Source organism: Xanthomarina arctica, assembly GCF_014638915.1.
GTDB classification, from domain to species: Bacteria; Bacteroidota; Bacteroidia; order Flavobacteriales; family Flavobacteriaceae; genus Xanthomarina; species Xanthomarina arctica.
On the sequence record NZ_BMFQ01000002.1, the window covers coordinates 883,414 to 910,249 of the forward strand.

Annotated in this window: 29 protein-coding genes and 1 pseudogene; 26 read left to right on the forward strand and 4 right to left on the reverse strand. The window is 32.1% G+C overall.

Features of this window, described 5'->3' with window-relative positions:
• Positions 1–117 precede the first annotated feature (117 nt).
• Together IEV77_RS10265 and IEV77_RS10270 are read right to left on the reverse strand one after the other, a co-directional pair.
• Positions 118–342: a hypothetical protein gene (locus tag IEV77_RS10265; protein ID WP_188464427.1), complete on the reverse strand. Its 225-nt coding sequence runs from the start codon at positions 340–342 to the stop codon at positions 118–120.
• On the reverse strand, positions 306–758 hold the full coding sequence (locus IEV77_RS10270) for a hypothetical protein (RefSeq protein ID WP_188464429.1): 453 nt from the start codon (positions 756–758) through the stop codon (positions 306–308). Before IEV77_RS10270 ends, IEV77_RS10265 begins: the two co-directional genes overlap by 37 nt.
• A 151-nt stretch (positions 759–909) precedes the next feature.
• Between IEV77_RS10270 and IEV77_RS10275 the strand changes: the two genes are divergently transcribed.
• From IEV77_RS10275 to IEV77_RS10370, 21 genes are all read left to right on the forward strand, one after another.
• Positions 910–1,332 carry an MgtC/SapB family protein gene (locus IEV77_RS10275; RefSeq protein ID WP_188464431.1) on the forward strand — a complete coding sequence of 141 codons (423 nt, stop codon included), beginning with the start codon at positions 910–912 and terminating at the stop codon, positions 1,330–1,332.
• Positions 1,311–2,582 carry an NAD(P)/FAD-dependent oxidoreductase gene (locus IEV77_RS10280; protein ID WP_188464433.1) on the forward strand — a complete coding sequence of 424 codons (1,272 nt, stop codon included), beginning with the start codon at positions 1,311–1,313 and terminating at the stop codon, positions 2,580–2,582. Before IEV77_RS10275 ends, IEV77_RS10280 begins: the two co-directional genes overlap by 22 nt.
• 2 nt (positions 2,583–2,584) lie before the next feature.
• Positions 2,585–2,926: a hypothetical protein gene (locus IEV77_RS17480; protein WP_229736646.1), complete on the forward strand. Its 342-nt coding sequence runs from the start codon at positions 2,585–2,587 to the stop codon at positions 2,924–2,926.
• On the forward strand, positions 2,911–3,891 hold the full coding sequence (gene nhaD / locus IEV77_RS10285; protein WP_229736647.1) for a sodium:proton antiporter NhaD: 981 nt from the start codon (positions 2,911–2,913) through the stop codon (positions 3,889–3,891). The genes IEV77_RS17480 and nhaD overlap by 16 nt, the downstream gene beginning before the upstream one ends.
• A gap of 1 nt (position 3,892) precedes the next feature.
• A complete protein-coding gene (locus IEV77_RS10290; protein ID WP_188464435.1) occupies positions 3,893–6,493 on the forward strand; it encodes a phosphatidylglycerol lysyltransferase domain-containing protein in 2,601 nt (866 codons plus the stop codon).
• A 324-nt stretch (positions 6,494–6,817) separates the two neighbouring features.
• Positions 6,818–8,479, forward strand: a complete 1,662-nt coding sequence (locus IEV77_RS10295; RefSeq protein ID WP_188464437.1) for a sensor histidine kinase — start codon at positions 6,818–6,820, stop codon at positions 8,477–8,479.
• Positions 8,480–8,485: 6 nt separating this feature from the next.
• Complete coding sequence (locus IEV77_RS10300; protein ID WP_188464439.1) at positions 8,486–9,553, forward strand: response regulator; 1,068 nt, start codon at positions 8,486–8,488, stop codon at positions 9,551–9,553.
• 293 nt (positions 9,554–9,846) lie between these two features.
• Positions 9,847–10,329 (forward strand): hypothetical protein, encoded by a 483-nt coding sequence (locus IEV77_RS10305; RefSeq protein ID WP_188464441.1) that lies wholly within the window; start codon positions 9,847–9,849, stop codon positions 10,327–10,329.
• Between the two features lie 50 nt (positions 10,330–10,379).
• Entirely contained in the window at positions 10,380–11,078 is a 699-nt protein-coding gene (locus tag IEV77_RS10310; RefSeq protein ID WP_188464443.1) for a Crp/Fnr family transcriptional regulator, read from the forward strand.
• 101 nt (positions 11,079–11,179) lie between these two features.
• On the forward strand, positions 11,180–11,695 hold the full coding sequence (locus IEV77_RS10315) for a hypothetical protein (RefSeq protein ID WP_188464445.1): 516 nt from the start codon (positions 11,180–11,182) through the stop codon (positions 11,693–11,695).
• Positions 11,696–11,776: 81 nt separating this feature from the next.
• Complete coding sequence (locus IEV77_RS10320; protein WP_188464447.1) at positions 11,777–12,646, forward strand: universal stress protein; 870 nt, start codon at positions 11,777–11,779, stop codon at positions 12,644–12,646.
• 125 nt (positions 12,647–12,771) lie between these two features.
• Positions 12,772–13,452, forward strand: a complete 681-nt coding sequence (locus IEV77_RS10325) for a hypothetical protein (protein ID WP_188464449.1) — start codon at positions 12,772–12,774, stop codon at positions 13,450–13,452.
• A gap of 247 nt (positions 13,453–13,699) precedes the next feature.
• Positions 13,700–14,995: a TolC family protein gene (locus IEV77_RS10330; RefSeq protein WP_188464451.1), complete on the forward strand. Its 1,296-nt coding sequence runs from the start codon at positions 13,700–13,702 to the stop codon at positions 14,993–14,995.
• Positions 14,996–15,021: 26 nt separating this feature from the next.
• Entirely contained in the window at positions 15,022–16,080 is a 1,059-nt protein-coding gene (locus IEV77_RS10335) for an HlyD family secretion protein (RefSeq protein WP_188464453.1), read from the forward strand.
• Positions 16,080–17,645: a DHA2 family efflux MFS transporter permease subunit gene (locus tag IEV77_RS10340; RefSeq protein WP_188464454.1), complete on the forward strand. Its 1,566-nt coding sequence runs from the start codon at positions 16,080–16,082 to the stop codon at positions 17,643–17,645. Before IEV77_RS10335 ends, IEV77_RS10340 begins: the two co-directional genes overlap by 1 nt.
• A 100-nt stretch (positions 17,646–17,745) precedes the next feature.
• Positions 17,746–18,984, forward strand: a complete 1,239-nt coding sequence (locus tag IEV77_RS10345; RefSeq protein WP_188464456.1) for an NAD(P)/FAD-dependent oxidoreductase — start codon at positions 17,746–17,748, stop codon at positions 18,982–18,984.
• Positions 18,985–19,015: 31 nt separating this feature from the next.
• Positions 19,016–19,525, forward strand: coding sequence for a hypothetical protein (locus IEV77_RS10350; protein ID WP_188464458.1), 510 nt, complete (start codon positions 19,016–19,018; stop codon positions 19,523–19,525).
• Positions 19,497–19,778, forward strand: a complete 282-nt coding sequence (locus tag IEV77_RS10355; protein WP_188464460.1) for a universal stress protein — start codon at positions 19,497–19,499, stop codon at positions 19,776–19,778. Before IEV77_RS10350 ends, IEV77_RS10355 begins: the two co-directional genes overlap by 29 nt.
• A gap of 23 nt (positions 19,779–19,801) precedes the next feature.
• Positions 19,802–19,945, forward strand: coding sequence for a universal stress protein (locus tag IEV77_RS17630; protein WP_373282344.1), 144 nt, complete (start codon positions 19,802–19,804; stop codon positions 19,943–19,945).
• 54 nt (positions 19,946–19,999) lie between these two features.
• Positions 20,000–20,416, forward strand: coding sequence for an OsmC family protein (locus IEV77_RS10365; protein WP_188464462.1), 417 nt, complete (start codon positions 20,000–20,002; stop codon positions 20,414–20,416).
• 25 nt (positions 20,417–20,441) lie between these two features.
• The gene (locus tag IEV77_RS10370) at positions 20,442–20,897 is read left to right on the forward strand and encodes a universal stress protein (RefSeq protein ID WP_188464464.1); all 456 of its coding nucleotides are present in this window, start codon (positions 20,442–20,444) and stop codon (positions 20,895–20,897) included.
• Positions 20,898–20,950: 53 nt separating this feature from the next.
• On the opposite strand, the gene rraA is transcribed toward IEV77_RS10370, so the two are convergent.
• Together rraA and IEV77_RS10380 are read right to left on the reverse strand one after the other, a co-directional pair.
• On the reverse strand, positions 20,951–21,436 hold the full coding sequence (gene rraA, locus IEV77_RS10375; protein WP_188464465.1) for a ribonuclease E activity regulator RraA: 486 nt from the start codon (positions 21,434–21,436) through the stop codon (positions 20,951–20,953).
• Positions 21,437–21,452: 16 nt separating this feature from the next.
• Positions 21,453–22,217, reverse strand: a pseudogene (locus tag IEV77_RS10380) (M90 family metallopeptidase).
• A 117-nt stretch (positions 22,218–22,334) separates the two neighbouring features.
• Between IEV77_RS10380 and rimK the strand changes: the two are divergent.
• The 5 genes from rimK (at position 22,335) to IEV77_RS10405 (ending at position 26,823) form a co-directional block, all read left to right on the forward strand.
• Positions 22,335–23,210 (forward strand): 30S ribosomal protein S6--L-glutamate ligase, encoded by an 876-nt coding sequence (gene rimK / locus IEV77_RS10385; RefSeq protein WP_188464467.1) that lies wholly within the window; start codon positions 22,335–22,337, stop codon positions 23,208–23,210.
• Positions 23,210–24,184: a succinylglutamate desuccinylase/aspartoacylase family protein gene (locus IEV77_RS10390; protein ID WP_188464468.1), complete on the forward strand. Its 975-nt coding sequence runs from the start codon at positions 23,210–23,212 to the stop codon at positions 24,182–24,184. The genes rimK and IEV77_RS10390 overlap by 1 nt, the downstream gene beginning before the upstream one ends.
• A 27-nt stretch (positions 24,185–24,211) precedes the next feature.
• Positions 24,212–24,472, forward strand: a complete 261-nt coding sequence (locus IEV77_RS10395; protein ID WP_188464470.1) for a heavy-metal-associated domain-containing protein — start codon at positions 24,212–24,214, stop codon at positions 24,470–24,472.
• A 59-nt stretch (positions 24,473–24,531) separates the two neighbouring features.
• The gene (locus IEV77_RS10400) at positions 24,532–26,280 is read left to right on the forward strand and encodes a thiamine pyrophosphate-dependent enzyme (protein ID WP_188464471.1); all 1,749 of its coding nucleotides are present in this window, start codon (positions 24,532–24,534) and stop codon (positions 26,278–26,280) included.
• 66 nt (positions 26,281–26,346) lie between these two features.
• Positions 26,347–26,823, forward strand: a complete 477-nt coding sequence (locus IEV77_RS10405; RefSeq protein ID WP_188464473.1) for a Dps family protein — start codon at positions 26,347–26,349, stop codon at positions 26,821–26,823.
• Positions 26,824–26,836 lie beyond the last annotated feature (13 nt).

Here is a 26,836-nt window from a genome sequence, read left to right on the forward strand (position 1 = left end):
TTTCCATGTTTTAAAATCTAGATGTTTGAATGGTGACCTCTTTTTATGTTGCTTCATGCCTAAAAAATCATCTGGACTATTTAATGAGGTTTCTTACTGCATAACATGGATTTCATCTCAATTTGTTATTATAAGTGGTGGATTTACAATTCCATACACATTATATACAAATAAATGTAAGCAATATTCCATATTATTCTGGATGTCTAAATCGTGAAACTGTATTTTAGTTATTACTGGAATATCATTACCGGCAACATCTCTTCCATCTAAAACGTTTAGTATACCGACATCGCGTATTTTTGTTATCTTAAAATAGTCGTAACAGAAGGTTTGGACCATTTAGAAACACGACTTACCATTGGTACGGCAGTTGCAAAAACCTCTAAGTTTCTTACATAATAAGCACCACTTCCTCTTATATTGCCTAACTTTAAAGTCATGGGTGTTTCAATGGTCATCTCTTTTTCTGTTGCTTGAATATGAATGGCTATAGTACCCAAAAAATCGTCTGGATGATCCAATGAGGTTTCTACAGGAATAACATAGCTTTCATCCCAATTTGCTATTATTACTGGTGGATCCACATTAGAATGCACATCGTAAACAAATAAATGCAGATAATAGTCAAGTTTTCCTTTAATATCTGGTTCGTGAAACTGTAATTTGGTAGTTACAGTAATATCCGTTTGGTTATCTGTAATATCTATTACATCTGGTGTGTTGAGTAGTAAATCTACTGAAATTATCTTTGCCATTAGTTTATGCTTTTATTCTAATTTTATTATTCAAAGATAAGTTTGATTATTTATAGAAACTGCTACCTAAGTAGCATTTTAAAAATGTTCTACATTATATTTTTGTTCAGATCCTGAATACAATTTTTAATTGTTATATCTTGAAAACATTATGACCACAACCGATTTTTTATTAAGACTTTGTGCTGCTTCGTTAGCAGGACTTCTTATTGGTTTTGAACGGCAATGGCAGCATAAGTCTGCAGGGCTTAAAACGAATATGTTGGTTGCTACTGGAGCAGCTATTTTCACCATGCTTTCCATTCAATTTAATCATTTTTCTAATGATGTGGATGTCACCAGAATTATTGCTCAGGTGGTCTCTGGTATTGGCTTTCTAGGAGCTGGAATTATTTTTAAAGAAGGTGCGACCGTCCACGGATTGACAACAGCCGCCACTATTTGGTGTAGCGCAGCTATTGGCTGTATTTCTGGTGCAGGCTTTTTTACAGAAACTTTAATATGCACCTTTTTAGTACTTATTATTAATATTGTTTTACAACCTTTAGACACATGGCTCAAAAACCGAAAATAGTCATTATTGGCGCTGGCTTTGGCGGCATTGCTATGGCAAAATCATTCAAAAACAAACCTGTTGAAATTTTGTTAATTGATCAACATAATTACCACAACTTTCAACCTTTAATGTATCAAGTAGCAACTGGAGGTCTTGAACCAGGTAATATAGCATATCCTGTTCGTAGGATTTTCAGAAATTATAAGAATGTTAGTTTTAGAATGGCAGAAGTGTTTTCTATGTCTTTTCAAGATAAAACACTCTCAACATCTGCTGGAACAATTCCTTATGACTATTTAATTATAGCCACAGGAAGTCAAAATAATTTTTTCAATTTTGAACCTGTAAAGGATAAATTGCTCACTTTAAAATCCATACCTGATGCACTCAACTTGCGAAGCTCCATTTTTCAGAATTTAGAAAAAGCTATGGAGGATATTAAAAAGGAACCCTTAGAAGAGATTCTTAACATAGCAATTGTTGGTGGAGGTCCTGCAGGAATTGAACTAGCCGGAGCCTTAGCAGAAATGAAACGGTATGTCATACCAAAAGATTTTCCAGATTTAGACACCTCTAAAATGACCATTAACCTATATGAAGCTGCTCCAAAATTATTAGCAGTAATGTCTAAAAATGCGTCTATAAAAAGTGAAGTTTATCTTAAAGAATTGGGTGTCAATGTATTTTTAAACGCCAAAGTGAATAGTTATGATGGTACAACCATTACCCTTGCAGATAACACCACCTTTACAACAGATACGGTTATTTGGACAGCTGGAGTAAAAGGTGCGCCAATAAATGGTTTGCCAAAAGAAGTCATTGTTGGTGGTAACCGTATATCGGTAAACGAATTTAATCAAGTTTTAGGTTTGAAAAATGTATTTGCTATTGGTGATGTGTCTGCACATCTTTCCGAAGAAAACCCAAAAGGATTACCAATGTTAGCACCTGTGGCACAGCAACAAGGAAAACAACTATCTAACAATATTTTAAGACTAATAGTTGGCAAACCTTTTGAGGTATTCAAATATAAAGATAAAGGTTCCATGGCCACTGTTGGTAGAAAAAAAGCAGTTGTCGATTTACCAAAATGGAAATTTCAAGGTGCGTTTGCTTGGTTGGTTTGGATGTTTATTCATATCTTTTCATTGGTAGGTTTCCGGAATAAATTTATTGCTTTAATAGATTGGTTTTCAAATTACATTAATTATGATAGACCTTTAGGATTAATTATAAGACCTTATAAAAAGGCTATAAATAAAAATTAAGTATGTATATAGCTATTATAATAATTTTTGCAATAGGATATCTAGCTATAGCTTTAGAACATAATATTAAAATAAATAAAACAGCAACGGCCCTACTCTTAGGTGTTTTATGTTGGGTACTTTTAGTCTTTGGGAGTTCAACTATTTTTCCAAATTTAGATGTTAACACTTCTCATCATTTCTTAACTGAATCTCTCTTAAAACAAATTGGTGAAATTTCTGAAATTTTATTTTTTCTACTTGGCGCCATGACTATTGTAGAATTAATAGACGCTCACGAAGGTTTTAGCATTATTACTGATAAAATAAAAATACAAAAAAAAGCCATTTGCTTTGGGCTCTAAGTTTAGTTACTTTTTTTCTGTCTGCAGCATTAGATAATTTAACAACTTGTATTGTTATGGCTGCTGTTCTTAAAAAAATGATTAAAGACAAAAATGATTTATGGCTTTTTGCTTCCATGATAATTATTTCGGCTAATGCTGGTGGTGCCTGGTCTCCAATTGGAGATGTAACAACCATAATGCTTTGGATTGGAGGTCAAATAACAGCAACTAATATCATTACCCAGATTTTTTTTCCAAGTTTGGTTGCTGCTTTAATTCCATTAATTATTTTTAGTATAAAAATGAAAGGCAGTATTGTGTATGAATATACAAATTCAGAGGACACCGATAAAACAGACCAAAGAGTAAGTGCTTTTGAAAAATATTTAGTGTTTACAACAGGAATAGCCGCTTTACTATTTGTTCCAATTTTTAAAACCATAACACATTTACCTCCATTTATGGGCATATTATTTGGATTAAGCATCATTTGGATTCTAACAGAAATTTTGCATAAAAAGAAGAATGATGAGCACCGCAGGTCTTTGTCTATTTCTGGAATCATTGAAAGAATTGACACTCCAAGTATTTTATTCTTTTTAGGAATTTTAATGGCAGTTGCTGCATTACAGACAGCAGGACATTTAACACAACTATCTGGAATACTAGATAAAAATTTTAATAGTGTTTATGTTATTGATGGCTTAATTGGAATATTTTCTTCAATTATAGATAATGTACCTATGGTTGCTGCTACTATGGGAATGTATTCTATAGACGTGCATTCTGTAGATAGCACTTTTTGGGAGTTATTGGCTTATTGCGCAGGAACTGGAGGTAGTATCTTAATTATTGGATCTGCTGCAGGAGTAGCAATAATGGGAATATTTAAAATTGATTTTGTTTGGTATTTTAAGAATATATCTATTACAGCTCTTATAGGCTATTTATTTGGTATAATAACATATATTGTTTTAAACTAAAATGAAATTACAATTACATCTTCAACAAATAAAAAATCATTGGAAATTAATTCTTCAAATTGCCTTGGGCATACTTTCCGTATTACTTGCAGTGTACTTTATAAAACATGAAGGCACAGAACTTACAGATGTAAAAACAGTTTTATTACAGGCCAAACCCTTTTGGTTGTTTTGTGGAATAGTCCTTATTTTATTATTTGTTGCAGTACAAGGCTGGATGTATCAACACAGTTTTAAAGCTGTACAGCGTAAAATTCCATTCAATGTGGGTATGTTATTATACCTTAAACGCAACTTCATTAGTATTTTTATTCCTGCTGGGACACTTACTAATGTTCTTTTTTTTAATAAGGATATTGAAGAAAAGCAAGGAATAGAAAAGACATATATTTATTATGCCTCTACCCTATTCTCCATTTGCTCTATACTTTCCAGTATTTTAGTTGCTATTCCTGCTGTTATCTTATTATTCATTAAAGGAGGTTTAAAAGGAAATATGGTTTATGGTATTTTAGCCGCTACTCTAATTTTCTCGTTACTGATTTATGTTGTAATAAGTATTGTTAAAAAAAGATTTGTATACCAGAAAATATTAAAATTAGCACCCACATTTGCAAAAGTTATTTCTGATTTGCAAACACAGCCACTTAATAAAATAGAACTACTTAAGGTCTTACTATTATCTTGTATTATCGAGCTAATTGGTATATCTCATTTATATATTGCTATGGGTGCTTTAGGGTTAACACCTTCACTTATTGTAGCCATCATAGGATATGCTTTAGTCTTGATTATTTTAATGAGTTCTCCCTTTTTAAGAGGTATAGGAGCTATAGAATTAGCATTAACATACGCTTTAACACTGTTTGATTATTCTGCTGTAACAGCATTATCAATGGTTTTTTTATTCCGGTTTTTTGAATTTTGGAGTGTCATGATCTTAGGCATCTTTGCCTTACTTTTTAAAAAAGATGGTTTGTTTATGCAGTTATTAGTACCCGTATTATTATTGTTTTTAGGTATTGCAAATGTGCTTTCAGCGTTAACCCCAGCATTAGCCGTTCGGTTAAAAATCCTTAAAGATTTTATTCCTTACGATATTATAGAAGTTTCAAATACGGCTGTTTTAGTTATTGGTATTATTCTTATAGCTACTTCTGTTGCTCTGATAAAAGGCTATAAAAATTCTTATTATTTGGCACTATTCTTAACCATCGTATCTTTTGTAGGTCATTTTATTAAGGGTATTGATTATGAAGAAGCAATGCTAGCAGCTATAACCATTATTGTTTTATTATATCAACGAAAAACATATTATATTAAATCTGTTCCATTGAAGGCCTTCATGTGGCAAAAGGGACTTGTATTAATTTGTAGCGTTTTAATTTATGGGATTGTTGGTTTTTATTTTCTTGATGTAAGACATTTTAACACCAATTTTACATTAGATGAGTCTATTACAGAGACTTTAAAAACCTTCATTTTATTAGATGGAAACCTAAAACCAGTAACTGCTTTTGGACGTTATTTTTTATACAGTATTAACATGTTGGGTGTCTCTAGTATCTTATACTTTGTGTGGTTGTTATACAAATCGTTTACTACGGAAAAAACCACAAATACTTCAGACATTCAAAAAGCAAAGCAATTGGTTAAAACTTTTGGGAATTCGTCATTGGATTATTTTAAAACCTATGAAGATAAACAGTTTTATTTTTTTGGAATAGATGAAGGTTTCATTTCTTACAAAACTACACCTCGCTACGCAGTAGCTTTAGAAAATCCAGTTTTAAAAACCAATGTTTCGGAAGTCATTATAGAACATATAAAAGAATTTGAAATGGTTATGCTCTCACAAAATCGGAATGTCATATATTATCGTATTCCTGAAAACACACTTGGCATTTATGACACTTTAGGAAAGAAGAAATTATTATTAGGCGAAGATGCTTATGTTAATTTGGATACTTTTACCTTAGAAGGAGGCGATGCTAAACCCTTAAGAAATTCAATTAACAAAGTTGAAAAAGCAGGATTTGTTTTTAAAGTAAACGAAGCTCCTCAAAGTGACGCGTTCCTTCAGCAATTAGCAAATATTTCTGATGCTTGGTTAACAGATATGAAACGTAAAGAGTTAGCATTTTCACAAGGCTATTTTATTAAGAGTGAATTAAAAAATCAAACCATTTTAACGGTTGAGAACGACCAAGGTAAAATAGAAGCGTTTTTAAATATTATAGACGATAGTGTTAAGGACGAGCTCAATTTTGACCTAATGCGAAAAACTGCTGAGGCACCAAATGGCATTATGGATTTTCTCTATGCTAAAATGATGCAACATTATAAGGTATTGGGATATAGAACCGTCAATATAGGTATGGTGCCATTGTCTGGTATTGATAAGCCAGAAAACATGACTGAACAAGCCTTAAAATTAGCTTACGAAAATATTAAGAAATTTAGCCATTATAAGAGTTTGCGCTTTTTTAAGGAAAAATTCAATCCATATTGGATAAAAGTTTATGTTGCGTATGATACGGATTTAGACTTAGTTAATCTTACTAAAGTATTAAGTCGCATGATGAAACCAAATGAAAACTAATACCTTCTTGTTTCGGCTTTCTGCATTAGCTGGTGTTTTAGCTTGTGTTTTTCAAATACTAATTATTTCAACCTGCATTTCAAAGTAACTATTTTATTTATTACCTTTTTATTGCTATCTAAATGTTTTTAAATAAACGTTAAAATAGTAGTAAGTAACCAAAATAGGCTAAATAATAACAAAGAAATTCATAACTTGTAACACCATTTCTTTAAACTAAAATTCAATAATAACAATTCCTTTTAGGACATTAGAATTATAAAATAGTTTGAATGTTTTAAAAACCATTTTATATTTAAAATTTCAATTAATAACTTATAATTATTGAATACAAAACAGACAATACCAGATAATTTACAACATATTCAGCTTCAAGCTATGGAAGTTGCAAGTTGCGCTATTGTAATAATAGATGTACTTCAACCAAATAGACCTGTAGTATTCTGCAATACTGCGTATGCGAAAATGACGGGTTTTGCAAAAGAAGAAATTATTGGCAAAAACTGTAAAATTTTACAAAATGATACTACTCAGCAAAAAGAACAGGACATTATAAAAAACGCCATTAAAAATGCTGAAACTTGTGAGGTTGTGCTTCGCAATTACAAAAATGATGGTACACTATTTTATAGTGAGCTATCCTTAAGCCCTGTTTTTAATTCCGAAAATAATCTAACCCATTACATAGTCATTCAGAAAGACTTAACTAAACTCGTAGAAAATGACGCAGTAATGCGAAAAGTACAACAGGAAGAGTTTGCAAATAAGGAACGGTTATTAGAGGAAAAAATAACAGAAAGAACAGAAGAACTCTCTGCAACCGTTAAAAAATTAGTGGAAACCAACTTAGATATGCAAGAAAAATCTAAGTTACTGCGTTTGGCAGAGCAAAAGACCAAAATAGATTTAGGTTTGCTTGATGGAGTTGTAAAAAATTTTCCGAATGGTATTATTATTGTCGTCGATGCCAAGTACAAAATACAATATGCAGAAGGCGAAGATTTAGGACATCATAAACTAAATACTTTTAATTTTGAAAAAGGAAAAACGATAGATGAACTAGAAAGTTTCCCCAATGACCTTAGAGCAAACTTTAAAATCCACATTAAAAAAACTTTAGAAGGAGAGCATTTAACCTATGAGTTGTCATACAAATCGTTAACTTATGCCGTAAACACCACGCCTTTATACGATGCTACAGGGAGAATTAAAAAAGCATTGTTGGTATATACAAACATTTCCCTACAAAAACAACATGAAAAAAAAGTAGAACACGCCTTGCAAAAAGAGCGTGAACTTAATGAATTGAAATCGCGCTTTATTGCTATGGCATCGCATGAATTTAGAACACCTTTGAGTGCCATTAATTTATCAGCTTCCATTATAGAAAAATTTAATAAAGTAGACCAAGCAGAAAAGCGAACAGATTATGTGCAACGTATTAAAAATAATGTACAAAATCTGGTTGTTATTTTAGACGATTTTTTAAACCTTAGTAAAATTGAAGAAGGCAAGGTGATTTCCAATCCTAAGCATTTTAATATCATTGATTTTGCAACTAGTGCTATTGAAGTGCTTCAAGACAGTAAAAAAGAAGGACAAACTATTACACTTATCAATACATTAAAAAGGAAAGATGTATTTTTAGATGAAAAATTACTAGACCATATAATTCAAAATTTAATAACCAATGCCATCAAATATTCTTCTGAAGGAAGAACGATAACCGTTAAACTTTCGGAAATAGAAACCGAATTGAGTATCGCTATAAAAGACGAAGGAAGAGGGATTCCTGAGAGTGAACAACAGCATTTGTTTGAGCGATTTTTTAGAGCAGGTAATGTTACAAGTATAGAAGGTACAGGGTTAGGCCTAAACATTGTAAAACAATATACAGAGTTAATGGGTGGAAAAATACGTTTTAAGAGTGAACAAAATGTAGGTACAACTTTTATACTTACGTTTCCAAATGCCTTTAAGATTTAAAAAAACATGACACACATTTTAATTATAGAAGACAATGCAGACATTAGAGAGGTCACAGCAGATATATTAATGTTAGAAGACTATAAAATTTCGACTGCATCAGATGGAATACAAGGCGTAAAACAGGCACTTAGAATTATTCCAGACCTTATTATTTGTGATATAATGATGCCAAAATTAGATGGCTATGGTGTTTTTGAACAATTACAAGAAAATGAAAAAACGGCTAAAATACCCTTCATATTTTTATCTGCTAAAAGTGAAAAGTGTGATTTTAGAAAAGGTATGACCTTAGGTGCAGACGATTATATCACCAAACCTTTTGAGCCTGAAGAGCTTGTTAATGCGATTGAAACTCGACTAAAAAAAAATGAATTTTTTAAAAAGTCCTACGGAAATACTACCAATAGTATCAACCAATTTTTACAAGATGCTTCAAAATATTTAAAACTAGAAGATTTGGCAAATAATGCTGAAACCGTAAGTTTTAATAACAAAGACCTTATTTTTGAAGAAGGCAAACCAGCTAACCATTTGTATTTTATTGCCAATGGTACGGTAAAAACCTTTCGTATTAGTGAAAGTGCTAAAGAGTTTGTTTCTGGTATTTATAACAAGGGAGAATTTATTGGTCAACTTTGTTTGTTAGGCAATACAGGTAAATATACTGAAACTGCAATGGTTATGGAACAAGCAGAAGTCTGTGCCATACATAAAGTTGATTTTACCAAACTCATTTACGAAAACAAAACCGTATCTAACAAGTTTATCGAGATGTTGTCTAATAATATGATAGACTTGCAAAACCAATTATTTGATATGGCATTTACACCAGTGCGCCAACGTGCTGCTAAAGCTTTATTACACCTTTTCAATAAAGGTATTATCACAGGCGAAACCGAAATTGGCATCAATATTCCTAGAGAAGATTTTGCGGGCATTATTGGTACTGCCACGGAAACAGCCATACGAACGTTACGTGATTTTAAAAACGAAAAACTGATAAAAGTTGAAGACGGAAAACGCTTTATACTTTTAAATGAAAAAAAATTACAAGACATTGCAGATTGTTAAATTTGTTGTCATTCTAGTACAATTCCTGCAAGGTTTCCAAAACCTTGTTGGTATAATAAAATAAATTAGATTTTTTTTATAATAAAATAATATTATTTCCCACACTCTTTAAAAGCCTTTAAAATAAGAGTTTTTCCACTTTCATAAACTTCAAAAAACACAAATGACTGACCTATGTCAGTCAATTTCATAAAATTTCACTGCCCTTTTTTGATGGACTGACTTAAGTCCTTCAACAGCTTTACAATGCACTATACCTTAGCATCATAATTAAACAATAAACGATGTTAAGTTTGTCAGCAACAATTCAAAATCCAGTACAGTCTAACCGAAATCAGTTTTTAGTAAAGTCATTTCAAGACATGTCTCAGTTACATTTAGCTATAGATAAATGTCATGATATAACTAAGGAAAGACTTCAATTTTCTGTTTTAGAAAAATGCAAAGCACCAATAGCTAATGATGTGGTATTGTGTACACAACAATTTCAAAATTTAAAAACAGTACTACATAATGAGTTTAGTGCAAAGTCAAAATCTGGTCTATTTTTTAACCCAGAAATTGGAACCATTTTTTGCATTGGAAATCTATCGCCATTTTTTTTACAAGAAATAGATGGCAAACCTTTAGGCGCATTAGGGACAGGAGTTTATGGCATTATTAGAGGACTAGGTATAAATGAAGAAGACGCTAAACAAAACATTACAGAATTAAGACAAGGAAATTACTTGTTATTTATAAGCGGAACTGCCAACACTATTGAAAACTTAAAATAAAAAGAGTGATAAGAACTCAAAAAAGGACTACCTCAATTAAAACTAAAATTATGAAAACTACAGCCATTAATTATTCTGTTTGTCTAACTCAATTAGAAAATCACAAGTTATTTAAACACTTAAATAATGAGGCAGTAATTTCTCTATTAGAAAACTGCAAGTATACCACTTGGCAAAAAGGTACAGAGTTTTTTGAAGGGGATAATAGTTCAAACAACTTTTACATCATTTTATCTGGACGTATAAAAACCTATAAAACAAATTTTGATACAGATAGAAATTATACTTTGTCTTTATTAGGAAAAGGAGATGTTGTAGATATTATGGCTCTTATAGATGGTAAAAAACACAATATTAATTTTACCACTATAGATGAAGTAGAAGTTCTCTATACATCCATGACTAATATGCGTCATTGGATGGAAAAATATCCAGCAGTTTACAAAACCTTTATGCCATATATGTCAAGTCAAATGCGTGTCATGGAGGTAAACCTTACAGATAATATATTGGCAGATATTCCAACACGATTAGCCCGCTTATTTGTGTCTAACTGTAACGAATCTAAACATTTAGAAAAAATTAACGATTTATCTCATGATGAAATTGCTAATATGATAGGGTCTACAAGAGCTGTCGTAAATCGTCACATACAACAATTTAAAAGAAACGGTATTATAAGCGTACAACGTAAACAAACAACCATATTGAACTATCAATTATTGACTCAACACGTTGATGCATTTTAAACTATTAATCATTTTAAAAAATATGATTTGATGATTGCTACTTACGTAGCATTTAAACACAAAAAGTCATTATACTTTTACAATACTTAAATAAACACAATATGAAAACAATTTATTATAATATTATTATGGTTTTGCTTTTTACAACTACAACTGCTATAAATGCTCAAGATGAAGGAACTACAATTCCAATTAAGCAAGACATTGTGCCTAATGCCATTCAAAATTCTGTAAAATCTGAATTCCCAAACTATGAGATTACTGGTTATTCCGGAATTCCTCGTAAAACTGCAAATGATGAATTTATTGAAGAATCTAACGGTGGCATTGTAGATGAATTTGAAGCTATTACGGTAAGCCTTAAAGGAGAAGATGACGAACTTTTAGCTACTTACTCCTTTGAAGGTATCTTAATGAGTGTTATGAGTAACAAACCAACAATAGACATACCTCAAGAAGTTACCCATAAAGTAAACAAAGCCTATCCTGATTGGATAATAATTAACTATTATCGTCATCTTTTAGGAGATACTATTACAGATTATGTTGTTATTAAAAACGGTAGTAAAACTATTACCTTGTTTTCTGATGAAGACGGCAGTTTTGTTGAACATTAGATTATTGTGAGCTTTTCAGATTTATTTGGAACAAAAAAAGTTAAAAAACAGTATCAATCATTTAAAATTTAAGAACCAATTATGAAAACCATATTAGTACCAACAGATTTTTCGGAAACTGCAAATTATGCGCTTGAAGTAGCAGTTCAATTAAGTAAAAAAACAAATAGTAAACTTGTGCTCTTGCATATGCTAGAAATAAAAGACCATTTATTACCAAGTGTTTCTGAAACAAATGATGTTATCAACCCTATCTTATCAAGTGGAGGCAACCCTCCTGCTGCTGTCTTTTACATGAAATTAGCACATAAAAATTTTGAAGCCTTAAGAGAGCATAAATTTTTAGAAGGAGTTACTTATGAAGAAGCCATACAGAATCATTTAAATTTTAATGAAATAAATACAACTGCAAAAAAATACCAGGCAGATATAATTGTTATGGGTTCTCATGGAGCAACGGGTTTAAAGGAAGTATTTGTTGGCTCTCATACTGAAAAAGTAGTCCGTAGTTCAGAAATTCCTGTCATTGTTATAAAAAATAAGCATTTAGATTTTAATGTAAAGAACCTTGTTTTTGTAACAGATCTAAAAACTGATACGCTTTCCACTTTAAAAAAAGCTTTTGCTTTTTGCAAGCAGCTGGATGCAAAACTTTACTTACTTCATATTAACACTCCAGGAGATGCCTTTATGACTTCAAATGATATTGATGAAAAAATTAATCATTTAGTTAAAGAAGCTGGATTTGACCCAAATAAATTTGAGGTTCAAAAATATAATGACCGAGATATAGAAAAAGGTATTATCAATTTTAGCAAAAGTATTGGTGCCGATCTTATTGCCATACCTACTCACGCAAGAAGAGGATTAGCTCATTTTTTTAACCATAACTTAAGTGAGGAAATGGTGAATCACTTTGACATACCTGTAATCACTTTTAAGATTGATTGAGAGTTCATTTATAAAATGCTAAATAATCAATAGTGCTACTTAAGTATCATTCAATGAGTTGAAAGCATCATACATTTACACTGTAATTTTAAAAAATCAAATAAATAACAAAAAAACCGATAACAATGAAAAACACAAATCTCATTACCGTTGTAGTAATTGCAATCTTATTCGTGAGTTGTAAAGAAAACGAAGCAAAAAAAGAAGCACTTATTAATGAAGCTATCGAGGAAACTACCGTAGATGTGGTTCCTAGAAAATCTGACACATATTTTAGCGATGCATTAGCGTCCATAAAAGCAGATGATAAGCAAGTTGCTTCAAAACAAATTATTCAAGGTGTTGATGCTCTATTAGAAGAAGGCAAAGATGTTTCTGGATTATATAAATTAAATCTTGACATGGCCATAGACCAATTAAGAGATATTGCAGGAAAACTTGAGGATAATTTTGATGTCTCAGAACAAGGTTTTAAAGAAGCCGTTGCTAATGCTGAAATTAACATTGCTCATAACTATTTAGCTACAGATGATGTGTTTGTGCTTACACCTAAAGAAAATGTAAAAGATTCAAGGTTTCACCAAGTTTTTAATATGAACCTTAAAAACCTTGAAGCAGGTACTTCCAAATTAAAAGATGATGCTAAAAAAGAAGGAGAAAAACTTACTATTGAGGGTGAAAAACTAAAAAAAGAGTATGAAGATTGGAAAAAAAGAGCTGAAGAACACGTAAAGAAAACAGAATCACACTTCAAGGAGCATCAACCTGAGTATGTATATCCTTTGGGAGTATTTCCATTATTTTAAGAAAACTTATTAATTAAAAAAAATTGTTAATCAATTTTTAACTTATTTATTTTATTGACTCATAGTTTTGATTGATGAAAGGTCAGTTATTTTTCCCTATAACTGATTAATAGCGTGATGGAGGTTACTTTAAGCAGCCTCTTTCCTTTTTTTTTTAAATTAACCAATCTGCTACCTAAGTAGCAAAAATAGCTAATATACAGTAGTATTTTTACTTTATTATTAGAAGTCTTATTACAGAACAAACATGGGAAAAAAAAATATATTCTTACTACTTTGTATTACAACAATTGCGTTTGTAAATGCACAAGAACAAATAAATTTAGAGCAAGCTATTGCATTAACCATTGCCAATAATCCACAAATAAAACAAGCTGAAGCATCTAGATTGGCATCAACAGCATCTATTGAAAAAGCGAAAGCCAATTATTATCCACAATTAACTGCAAATTCTGGATACACACGTTTAGATCCAACAGGTTATGTGCCTTTTCCTACTGCCCAAGGAATTCAAGATTTTGCATTTATTCCAATAGATAATTATAATCTCAATCTTGAATTGAATATTAATATTTATGATTTTGGGAGAACAAATACTGGAGTAAAACTTGCCGAAAATGGCGAAGAAACAGCTGATGTTTCTTTGTTACGAACCAAACAAGAATTGGCTTTTGCAACCATTCAAATCTATTATCAAATTCACTTTTTACAAGAAGCCATTAAAGTACAAAACAAACAGATTGAAGCTTTTAATATTACTTTAACTCAAACCAAAAAACTGCAAGAAAATGGAGAAGCTACTAATTACGAAATAATGACCACAGAGGTCAAAGTATCTTCAGCATCAGACAGATTGTTAGATTTGCAAACGGATTTAAGTAACGCATTTATTCAATTAATCCAACTTACAGGGCAAGAGAACATAGATACCGAAAAATTAGTTAATAATTGGTTAAAAATAGAGAGCCCAAATGCACTAACTACCAATATAAACATAACAAATAGACCTGAATTTAAGCTATCTGAATTGCAGACAGAAAACGCTACTTTACAAGAGTTATTAGCACGAAGAAACTTTAACCCCTATTTATCAGCAAACCTGCAAGGTGGTTATAAAAATGCCATTCAACCAGACATCAATCTATTACAATTAAATTATGTAGCTACAGCACAATTAACAATCCCATTATTTAATGGCTTTAAAAACAAAGCATCATTAAAAGAGGCAAAAGCTTTAAAAGATGCTTCAGATTTTAATCTAGAAAACACTTCAAATCAATTAGAAGCTGAAGTTAAGCAGGCTATCGAGAACTTAAACAATTCTTATCAAAAAATTGAACGATCCAATCTACAAGTTACACAAGCTGAACAAGCTGCAGAATTAGCACGTTTAAAATATAAAAACGGAGTAATCACCAATCTCGATTTATTGGATGCCGAAATAGCATTATCTCAATCAGAAATAAATAAACTGAATACCATATTTAATTACACCTTAAATACCTATCGTCTTAGAAAAGCCATGGGTATTAATTTATATTAATTAATCAATCTACCTATCAATATAACATGGAAACAACAACAGAAACAAAACCAATTCAAAAGAAAAAGAATCCATTAAAATTTATCATTATAGGTGCTATTTTGGCCATAGGTTTATTCTTCGGAATAAAATATTTACTCTTTATGTTACACCACGAAACAACAGACAATGCACAATTAGCAACCAACCAATATCATTTAATACCACAAGTATCAGGACGAATTACAAAAACATTTGTTAACGATTATCAGAATGTAAAAAAAGGAGATACCTTATTTACAATAGACACTTCTAATTACGCTATTCAAGTAGCTGTTGCAGAAGCCAACCTACAAAATTCTATCGCAAATTTGGAAGTTGCAAAACGCAATCCAAGCACTTTAAAAACAGGTTTAGGGGTTTCGAGTTCAAATATAAAAGCTGTGGAAGCTTCAAAAATTAAGGCAGAACAAGATTTACAACGAGCACAAAATTTGGTAAATGAAGATGTGATTACAAAAGCTAGTTTTGATGCTGTTCAAGCTGAGGCCACAGCTGCAGAAGCACAATATCAAGCAGCTAAAGCGCAATATGCAGTTTCTGAAAAACAAGTAGGAACAGCCGAAGATGGCATAAAAGCAGCTGAAGCCATAGTAAAAATGCGTGAAGCAGATTTAGCAAATGCAAAACTCATTTATTCTTATACTACCATTACTGCGCCTAATAATGGTCGTTTGGCCGAAGTAGGCATTAAAGAAGGCCAATTTGTACAAGCTGGTCAGCCTCTTACAGATATTATTGGAAGTAACATTTGGGTAGTTGCCAATTTTAAAGAAACCCAACTTAATAAAATTAAAGAAGGAGATATAGCAACAATAACCGTTGATACTTATCCTGATAAAGTATTTAATGCTAAAGTTACCATGCTTTCGCCAGCTACAGGATCAACTTATGCTTTATTACCACCAGATAATGCTACTGGAAATTTTGTAAAAGTAGTACAGCTTGTGCCTGTAAAACTTGAATTTACGGATGTTATTCCTACAGATTATAATTTAGAAGCTGGAATGAGTGTAACCGTAAGTATCCCAACTCATACTAAGTAATGGCAGAAACTGGCGCAAAAAAATGGCTAATTACCATTACGGTTATTCTATGTTCCATGTTAGAGCTGGTTGATGTATCTATTGTCAACGTTGCCTTAACAGACATGATGGGTAACCTTGGTGCCACGCTAAATGAAGTGACTTGGGTGGTTTCTGCTTATGCTATTGCTAATGTTATTGTTATTCCATTGGCAGGATTTTTATCTGAAACCTTTGGAAGGCGAAATTACTTCATCACTTCAGTAATGTTATTTACAATAGCATCTGTATTTTGTGGTTTATCTACAGGAATTTGGGAACTTGTATTTTTTAGATTTATACAAGGTATGGCTGGAGGTGCTTTACTAACAACTTCTCAAACTATTTTAGTAGAAACCTTTCCAGAAAAACAATTAGGGTTAGCTAATGGGCTGTTTGGTATGGGAGTGGTTATTGGACCTACTATTGGCCCCACTTTAGGAGGTGTAATTGTGGATAATTTGTCTTGGCATTGGATCTTCTTTATTAATTTACCCATAGGGATTATTGCATCCATCTTGGCGTTTACTTATATAAAAAATCAAGCCACTTACATTAAAGGGAAAGTTAAGAAATCTATTGATTGGACAGGTCTTTTGATGCTTATTATTGGTGTGGGCTCTTTACAATTAGTTTTAGAAAAAGGAAATGATGACGACTGGTTCCAATCGTCGTTTATCATAAGTTTTACATTTATAGCAGCATTTGGTATCATCAGTTTTATATGGCGCATGCTAACACAAGCAAATCCAATAGTAGATTTAAAAGTGATGAAGAATAGAAACGTAGCCGTTGGTACATTTCTGTCTTTTATTATGGGGTTTGGATTGTTTGGTTCCGTGTTTATTTATCCGGTTTTCACGCAACAAATATTAGGCTATACTGCAACACAAACAGGCGAGCTTTTAATTCCTGGAGCATTGTTAGGTGGAGCAATGATGCCTGTGGTAGGGGCTTTAATTTCAAAAGGTGTATCGCCTAAATTTTTAGTGCCGATAGGTTTTATAATATTTGGAGCCTTTTGTTTAATGACATCCACTATCATTGCACCAGACACGAGTGAATCTGCTTTTTTCTGGCCATTGTTGTTAAGAGGTTTTGGTATGGGTTTTTTATTCTTACCATTAGCCATTTTGTCATTACAAGGCTTAAAAGGACGTGATATTGGGCAATCTACCGGAATCAATAATATGATGCGTCAATTAGGAGGCTCTTTTGGGATTGCTATTTTGGCCACCTATTTAGGAAATAAAGCAGCACAGAACAGAAGTGTTTTAGCGACACATTTAAACAGTAACGACCCGAAGGTTTTAGCACGTTTGCAATCCATTACTGAAGGATTAATAGCCAAAGGAACCAACGCTTTTGAAGCGAAACAACAAGCATTAGGTGTTTTAAATGGAATGCTCACAGAACAGGTTTATTTGGTAACTTATAAAGATGTTTTTGTATCCCTTGGCGTATTTTTCTTGGTATGTATTCCAATTATTTTCTTGATTAAGAAAGTAAAGAACATAGAACCAATGGATAATTTATCTATGCATTGATAAATTTTTTGTGAGTTTTACATTATGAACGGCTACTTAAGTAGCAGTTTTTGTTTTTATTTGGTTTTACTTTTACGTTATAATTTAATAAATAATTAAAATGAAAAAGATACCACATATTGTAGTTCTTGGTTGTAATTTTGCAGGTCTTACTGTTTCAAGATACTTACATAAAGAAGCAAGAGATAAAGCTAAAATCACGGTCATAGATCGTAAAAACTATATCAATTTTATACCCAATATTCCTATTGAAGTTTTTAATAATCACAATCCAGCTGATTCCTTAGAGTTTCAATTTCAAAAACATTTAAAATCCGACGGAAGTGCTTTCATACAAGCTGAAGTTGAGAATATAGAAGCAGATAATAAAAAAGTTTTTTTTACCCCTAGTGAAAGACCAGGAGCTGCACAAGAATTTATAACCTACGATTATTTAGTTGTGGCATTAGGTTGCAAATTAGCATTCGATAAAATTGAAGGTTTTGCAGAATTTGGACACTCATTTTCTGATACTTTTTATGGAAATGAAGTTCGTAATTATTTACATAACGATTATAAAGGTGGTCACATAGTTATTGGTTCTGACCGATTTATTCAGGGTAAGAGCCCAAAACTTCCAAAAATGCCAACTGCTTTAGCAGCATGTGAAGGTCCACCAGTAGAATTAGCATTTTCTTTGGCAGATTGGTTAAAAGATAATAAAAAAGGAGATGCAAAAAACATTACTTTATTTACACCTGGAGAAGTTATAGCAGAAGACGCAGGAGAAACAATATTAAAGCAGTTACTTCCTATGGTTTCAGATATGGGATTTGGTTATAAAAAAGAAACCGTTGGTATTAAAAGATTAACAAAAGATGCCATTGAGTTTAAAGACGGAACAAGTTTAGAAGCCGAGATGAAAATTATTTTACCTAATTGGGAACCTCATAGCTTTATGAAAGGACTTCCGTTTGTAGATGACCAAGGATTTGTTGTTACCGATTTATACATGAGAAATCCAGATTATCCAGAAATCTTTGCAGTAGGAGATGCTGCTGCAGTTACCGTACCAAAATTAGGATCATTAGGTCACATGGAATGCGAAATTGCATCCAAAGTTATAGCAAATGAAATTTTAGGATACCCAGAAGAAGTAAAACCTTTACATCCAATGGTCGTTTGTTTTGGCGATATGGGAAGTCATAAAGGGTTTTATATGCATACTGATGAGTGGTACGGTGGAGATACAAGTATATTAAAAATGGGCTTTAAAACAATGTATGAAACCTTAGGAGGAAAAGTACCAAGTTGGGGTATGCCATTATCTGAGGTAATAGGAGATCATACCATAGTTTAATACTTAAAAATTCACATTAAATTATTTTAAAATGGAAAAAACAGAACGAACATCCACTAACTATTTCAGTTTAAAGAATCGTGACACTTGGTCAGATAACAGATTTACTTGGTTTTATGCAACATTAATTTTTATTGCAGTTGTTGTGTTTGCTATTATTTTAAAAACTGCAAATATATATGAGTCTATGGCATGGCGTGTTGTAAATTTCTTTTTTATACTTGTAGGTTTTGTATTAATGGTTAAAGATTATAAAAAGCATAAAGACTTTAATTTAAGCTATACCCAGGCACTTTTACTATGTTTTCGTACAGGTTTTTACTTTGCTTTATTATTTTTACCAGCTCTGGCTTTTGTGGTAAATGGTTATCCTACAGAACAAGCGATTATGGACAAAGATGAATTGTATAACTCTCAGTTTCCTATTTTTGAAATTGTTTTTGCTAATTACGTAGAAACAATTGCCTCTATTTTAATATGTAGTTTTGCAGGTGCCTTTTTTGTTGGTCTTGGTGGTTCATCAACTAAAAAAAATAATTAAACTAAAAAAAATATGTATTGCTTTAGACACTAGTCCTTCTGCAGAAAAAGTAGCAACTTTAGGTTATGAAAATGCAAAAGCATTAAAAGCGGAAGTGGTTATAGTACACGTTGTTTCTGATGCTGGTTTATATGCCATGGATTACGATCCTATTATGGAGTATAATGGCTTTTTAATTCAGAAAAATGTAGCGTTTATTGAAGATTTAGAAGGGAAGCAACAAAATTTCTTGAAGCCACAGCCAAGTTTTTAGGCGAACCAAACCTACAAACCAAAGTGCTAGATGGGGAAGCAAATTATGAAATTTTAGAATTTATTAAAGAGTGGGAAGCAGATTTATTAGTTATTGGTACTCACAGTCATAATTTTTTAGAAAACGTATTGATGGGCAATACTGCTGTAAAACTTGTAAGACATTAAAAAATCCCCTTATTGGTAGTCCCTGTAAAGAATTAAATATCAATTAAAAATAAAATGAAATTTACTAGAAAAGCAGATGCCTATTGGGTAGGCACAGGTAAAGAAGGAAAAGGGACATTAACAACAGAAAGTACAATACTTAATGCGTCCCAATATTCTTTTAAAACACGATTTGAAAATGGTATAGGTACCAATCCCGAAGAATTAATTGCAGCAGCACATTCTGGTTGCTTCACTATGCAATTTAGTTTTTTATTAGACGAAAATGGTTATAGTGAAAAAAACCTTAATATTCAAGCAAAAGTTACTTTTGAAGATGGTGTTATTACCAATATTCATTTAGATTTAAAAGCTAGCGTAAAAAACATAGACAAAGCTGAATTTGAGGAAATAGCAAATAAAGCTAAAGAAATTTGCCCTATATCTAAATTATTAAACACAACATTGACTTTAACTACTACTTTAGAATAAAAAAGATGAATTCAAATATAAAATTATGAAAAAAATATGTATCGCCTTAGACACAAGTCCTTCTGCTGAAAAAATAGCAACTTTAGGTTATGAATACGCAAAAGCATTAAAAGCAGAAGTCGTTTTAGTTCATGCAGTAAATGATGCAGCATTGTATGCTATGGATTACGATCCAATTATGGGATATAATGGCTTTTTAATTCAAAATAACATAGAGTTTGTTGAAGGTTTAGAAGTCGAAGCAGGTAAATTTCTTGAAGCAACAGCAAAGTTTTTAGGCGAACCAGACCTACAAACCAAAGTGTTAGATGGAGAAGCAGATTATGAAATTTTAGAATTTATAAAAGAGTGGGAAGCAGATTTATTAGTTATTGGCACTCACAGTCATAATGTTTTAGAAAACGTATTGATGGGCAATACTGCTGTAAAACTTGTAAGACATTCAAAAATCCTTCTATTGGTAGTGCCTGTAAAAGAATAAGTATTTGTTCTGAATTTAAAAACTAAAGAAAACATTTTTTTTTAAAACTGAATCTACACAAGTCTATTTTCGGAAGTAATAATGCCATCTTCATCTACATATACAAAGTGTCCAGGTTTAAAAACCGTACCAGCAAATGTAACCTCTACTTGTGTTTCCCAATCTGTTGAAGTTGTTTTAGAAATTGGATAGACATGCAATGCCAAAACACCTAGATTAAGTGTTGCAATGGTTGCTGCATCTCTTATGCTTCCATAAACAATAATACCTTCCCAATTATTTTTTATTGCTAAACTTGATATTTTGTCACCAACAATAGCACATCGAGGCGAAGCCCCACCATCTACAACCAAAACTTTACCTGTACCATCTGTACTTGCAATTTTAGTGACGTAAGAGTGATCTTCAAAACATTTTAAGGTGTGTATTTTACCACCAAATCGTTTTTTACTACCATAACTATTAAAACCTATGGCATCTGCTATAGTTACCTTGTCTAGGTTATCATCGCATAAATCTGCTACTTTAAAATCTTTCATTTCTATTTATTTAAATTTATTTTGTGTGAAAACAGGCTTTTAGCATCTGATACAAATCTGGATGTTTTGTTTTCATTAGTTCTGGTTGCTCAAAAAAATATTCTGAAGCTACGGCTAAAAATTCAGCTTCATTGGTCAATCAATAACTTCTAATATCAGACTTGTTATCGTTGATCGCTTCCATTTCCTTATGGATGATTTTCAACCAAGGAATTACATAAGAATGTTGTATCAAGGATTCTGGCACACCATCTGTAAAGCCATCAATTTTATCAATTAAATGTACAAATTCGTGAATACCAGTATTATGGATATGCGATTTTTGCTCAAAACCTTCATGTAATGCTTTACGAGAAAGAATCATTTGATGTTCAAATTGTCCATTACCAACCATTCCTGCTATATTTCTCTTTTCATCTGATTGAGCAAAACCTAAATCTTCATTAAATTGTTCAGGATACACTAAAATAGTACTTAAATTTTTATAATGCCATTCTGGGAAATTAAACACAGGAATAACAGCACTAGAAGCAATCAATACTTTATCTAAATCATTTAATTCTATATCTACACTTTCCAAATACACTTCGCTTAAAAAAATCATCATTCTCTTTTGAAAACGCTGTTGTTCGAAATCAGGTAACTCTTTGTAAAAATGAACATTCTTTAATAATAAATTATGCCAATTTTCAGGAAAAGCATTAGCTTTTTTCTTTCTTGTAGAAATAAAAGCATAAACAATAAATAGTACTAAAAGTAAAAAAATAAGAGTGAGTATCATAAAACAATAATCGATAGAACAAATATATACTAAACTCCAAAAATAGAACTGCTACCCAAGTAGCAGTTTAACTAGTTAATATGGACTTACTTTACGGTGAACAAAATAATAAATCAAATGAATATTAAAATCCTATCACGAGATGCAAAGTTATATTCTACTCAACGTTTAGTTGAGGCTGCAAAAAAACGAAACCACGATGTAGAAGTGATCGATTATTTGTATTGTGATTTAATTATTGAAAAAAAACACCCAAGTATATTATATAAAGGAAGATTACTAGATAATGTTGATGCCATTATTCCTAGAATTGGCGCGTCCCACACATATTATGGTGCAGCAGTAATTAGACAGTTTGAAATGATGAAAGTGTTTTCAACATTAGAATCTGTAGCATTGACAAGGTCACGAGATAAATTAAGAAGTTTACAATTATTGACTAAAGGAAACATCGGTCTTCCCAAAACCGTTTTTACAAACTATTCTAAACATACAGATGAAATTATTAAAAATGTAGGAGGTACGCCAGTAGTAATTAAACTGTTAGAAGGCACACAAGGTTTAGGAGTTGTTCTAGCTGAAACAAATAATGCCGCTACATCAGTAATAGAGGCCTTTTATGGATTGCATGCTCGTGTTATATTACAGGAGTTTATTAAAGAAGCAAAAGGTGCAGATATTAGAGCTTTGGTGGTCGATGGACAAGTGGTTGGTGCTATGAAACGCCAAGGTAAAGAAGGCGAATTTCGATCTAACCTTCATCGAGGTGGTCATGCAAATTTAATTGAATTGTCTGATGAAGAAGAAAATACAGCCATAAAAGCAGCCAGAATATTAGGGTTAGGCATTTCAGGAGTGGATTTGTTACAATCTGAAAGAGGACCTTTAATTATGGAAGTAAACTCATCTCCAGGACTTGAGGGTATTGAAGGCGCAACCAAAAAAGATATTGCAGGAAGTATTATTAAGTATATTGAAAGAAACATAGAATAATGATAAAAAAAACACATCCAGAAGATTTAGAATTATTAGGCGAAAAAATAAAATTAGGAGAAAGCAAAAAACTTAATTTTAATATCGCTCATCTGTTTACCGATACACCTGTTGAAGTACCAGTATTTGTGGAACGTTCAAAAAACCCAGGTCCTACCCTATTAATTACAGCTGGTATTCATGGAGATGAAGTTAATGGAATGGAAATTGTTCGGGAAGTTATTTCGCATAAATTAAATATCCCAAATCGAGGTACTATCATCTGTTTACCAATTGTAAACGTATTTGGTTTTATCAATAAATCGAGATATTTCCCAGATGGCCGCGATTTAAATAGAGAGTTTCCAGGAAGTACTGATGGCTCTTTGGCTAGCAGATTTGCACATCATTTTGTAAAAGAGATTTTACCTGTTGCAGACTTATGTATGGACTTTCATACAGGAGGAGGCGAACGTTTTAATGCTGCACAAATTAGAATTGAAAAAAATAATGAAACAGTAAAAGAATTGGCTACAATCTTTAATGCTCCTTTTACTTTATACGAACCACAAATACAAGGTTCTTATAGAGACACATGCTCTAAAATGAATATTCCAATCCTCTTAAATGAAAGTGGAAAAAGTTTAAATCTGGATAAATTAATTTGCAAAGAAGCTTTAGATGGTATTAAAAGAATATTGTCTCATTTAAAAATGCTTGACACAAATTTTGAAATACCAACCGTTAATAAAAAAAGTGTTTTCATTACAGAAAATCATTGGATTCGTGCAGAACATTCTGGATTCTTACATGTAAAAGTCAACATTCATGATTATGTTACTAAAGATCAAAAAATAGCAACACTTTCAGATCCTTATGGTTCTCCAAGTCATGTAGTTAGAGCCCCTAACGATGGCTATATTATTAACATCAATGAATCGTCCATGGTTTATCAAGGCGATGCTATTTTTCATATTTCAACCAAAACAGAATAATCATTAAAACGACTTAAAATAAATTATATGAGCTTACAATCAGAAAATGTTATCCCAGGAAATCACGGAAAAGTTTTTGGAACCAATGCAAATGAAGTAAAGGATTTACAAAACATAAAAGACAAGCTGTTACTAGTTCATGGAATAAAAGACGTGATTCTTAATTTAAACATTTACCCAAAAGAATTCACCATTCATACCACAACTTTGGTTGAAATTAAAACCATTGAAGATGAAGTAAAAAGGATGGGGTTTCATGCCATACCAAAAGGTATATTTCCTCTTTAATGATATATTATTAAATTAATTAGCCTTATAAAAAAAAACTATAATTCATATATATAACAATGAACGTAGCAGAACAAATATTAAAAATTTTAGAAGAAGTAGGTGTAACCCAAATTTGGGGAGTTACAGGAGATGCCTTAAATACATTTACTGACGCGCTTCAGGGCGATGATTCCAAAATAAAATGGAACGCAGTTCGTCACGAAGAAAATGGCGCATTTGCAGCTGGAGCCGAAGCGCAGATTACAAATAATCTCGCCGTTTGTGCAGGTACTGTTGGTCCAGGAACACTACATTTAATTAATGGATTGTATAACGCAAAAAAAGAACGTGTACCTGTATTGGCTATTAGCGGACAAGTAGCTCGTGTAAATATGGGAACCAACTATTTTCAAGAAGTTGGACTGACCAAAATATTCGATGATGTCTGTGCGTATCAGGCAGTAATTCGCTCTGCAGAAGAAGCACCAAGAGTAGTGTTGAGAGCCATTCAAATTGCCCTAGAACAAAATGCGGTAGTACGTATAGAAGTGCCTGTAGATATTGCTACTGAAGATGCTGCTGGAGGTCATTTTATACATCCTGTGGTACGCTCTCATGCCGTTTTAATACCTTCAGATACAGATATCGACACTATAGCTTTAGTAATTAATTCAGCTAAAAAAGTAACTATTTTTGCAGGTGCTGGTTGTGCAGATTGTAAAGATCAAGTGCTGCAACTTTCAGAAAAATTAAACGCACCAATCACGCACACGTTACGATCTTCAGATATATTTCATACCAACGATAAAAATGTAGTTGGAATGACTGGACTTATTGGAAATCCGAGTGGTTATCATGCAGTCATGCAGGCTGACGTGTTGTTAATGTTAGGAACCGATTTTCCATATACCAACTTTTTACCAGATGATTGCACCATCATTCAAATCGATAAACGTTTAGAGAATATTGGAAACAGAGCAAAAGTTACACATGGAGTTCATGGCGATTGTGGAGCTTCACTTACTAAATTATTAGCAAAAGTGAATGCTAAAGAGGATTCAAGATTTGTAGGACATCTTGTAGAAAAATATGTAGAATGGAAAAAACATAAAAATAACCCAGAAACTTTTGATATCGATACAAAACCGATTCATCCGCAGTTATTCATTCAAGAAATTGATAAACAAGCCAGTGATGATGCCTGTTTTACAGTAGATGTTGGCGAAAGTGCCATTTGGTTGGCACATCATTTATCCTTCAAAGGAAATCGAAAATTACAAGGGTCGTTTAATCATGGAACTATGTCTGTCGGTTTTCCAGCAGCAATGGGTATTCAATCTGTAAACCCAGGAAGACAAGTTTGGGCTATTGTTGGCGATGGAGCTTTTGGTATGTGTATGAACGATTTTATTACGGCAGTACGCTACAATTGGCCAGTTAAAATTTTGGTCTATAATAACAGTCAGCTTGGTTTTGTAAAAATTGAAGAAGAACAATCTGGCTATGCATTTACAGATAAAGCGTTAAAACTAACCAATCCTAATTTTGCAGAATATGCGAAACTGTGTGGAGGCGATGGCATACGAGTTGAAGATGCTAAAGATATTCCAAAAGCCATTGAAATGGCAATTAAATCGGATAAGCCATTTATTATAGATGCAGTTACGAATCCTGGCGAATTATCCTTACCACCACACATCACTTTAGAAGAAGCTTGGGGTTTTGGAAAATCAAAAACCAAAGAAATATTGTTAGCTGTTAAAGGTGAAAAAGCACAAAAGAAAAATTTAATGGATGAGTTGAAGGGATTATTGCATAAAATTTAACGCAACAACAAAGTATGTTCAAAATTGAAATATTTGACTATTTTTTATTAAAAAAAACATAAAATCATGAAAACAAACATTGGAATTTCCGAAGAAAACAGAGAAAAAGTAACCGATATACTTGCTAAATTATTGGCAGACGAGTTTGTACTCTATACCAAAACCTTACGAGCACATTGGAATTTAGAAGGTCACGACTTTCATACAAAACATGTATTTTTTGAAGAACATTATAACGCTATTAAAGAATTTGCAGATAGCGTTGCCGAACGAATTAGAAAAATAGGGCATTACGCACCTGCAACTCTTGGCGATTTTTTAAACCTCACGCACCTTTCCGAAAAATACGAAGGCAACAATACAAGTCACGATTTTACAGCAGCTTTGTTAGAAGACCACGACGCCATTATTCAATATATTAGACAGCGAATTGGAACAATAGAAACAGATTTTAAGGATGTAGGAACCGCAGATTTTTTAACAGGCTTACTACAACAGCACGAAGAAATGGCTTGGATGCTAAGAGCAACTATTGCCAAATAATTTTAAAATTTCG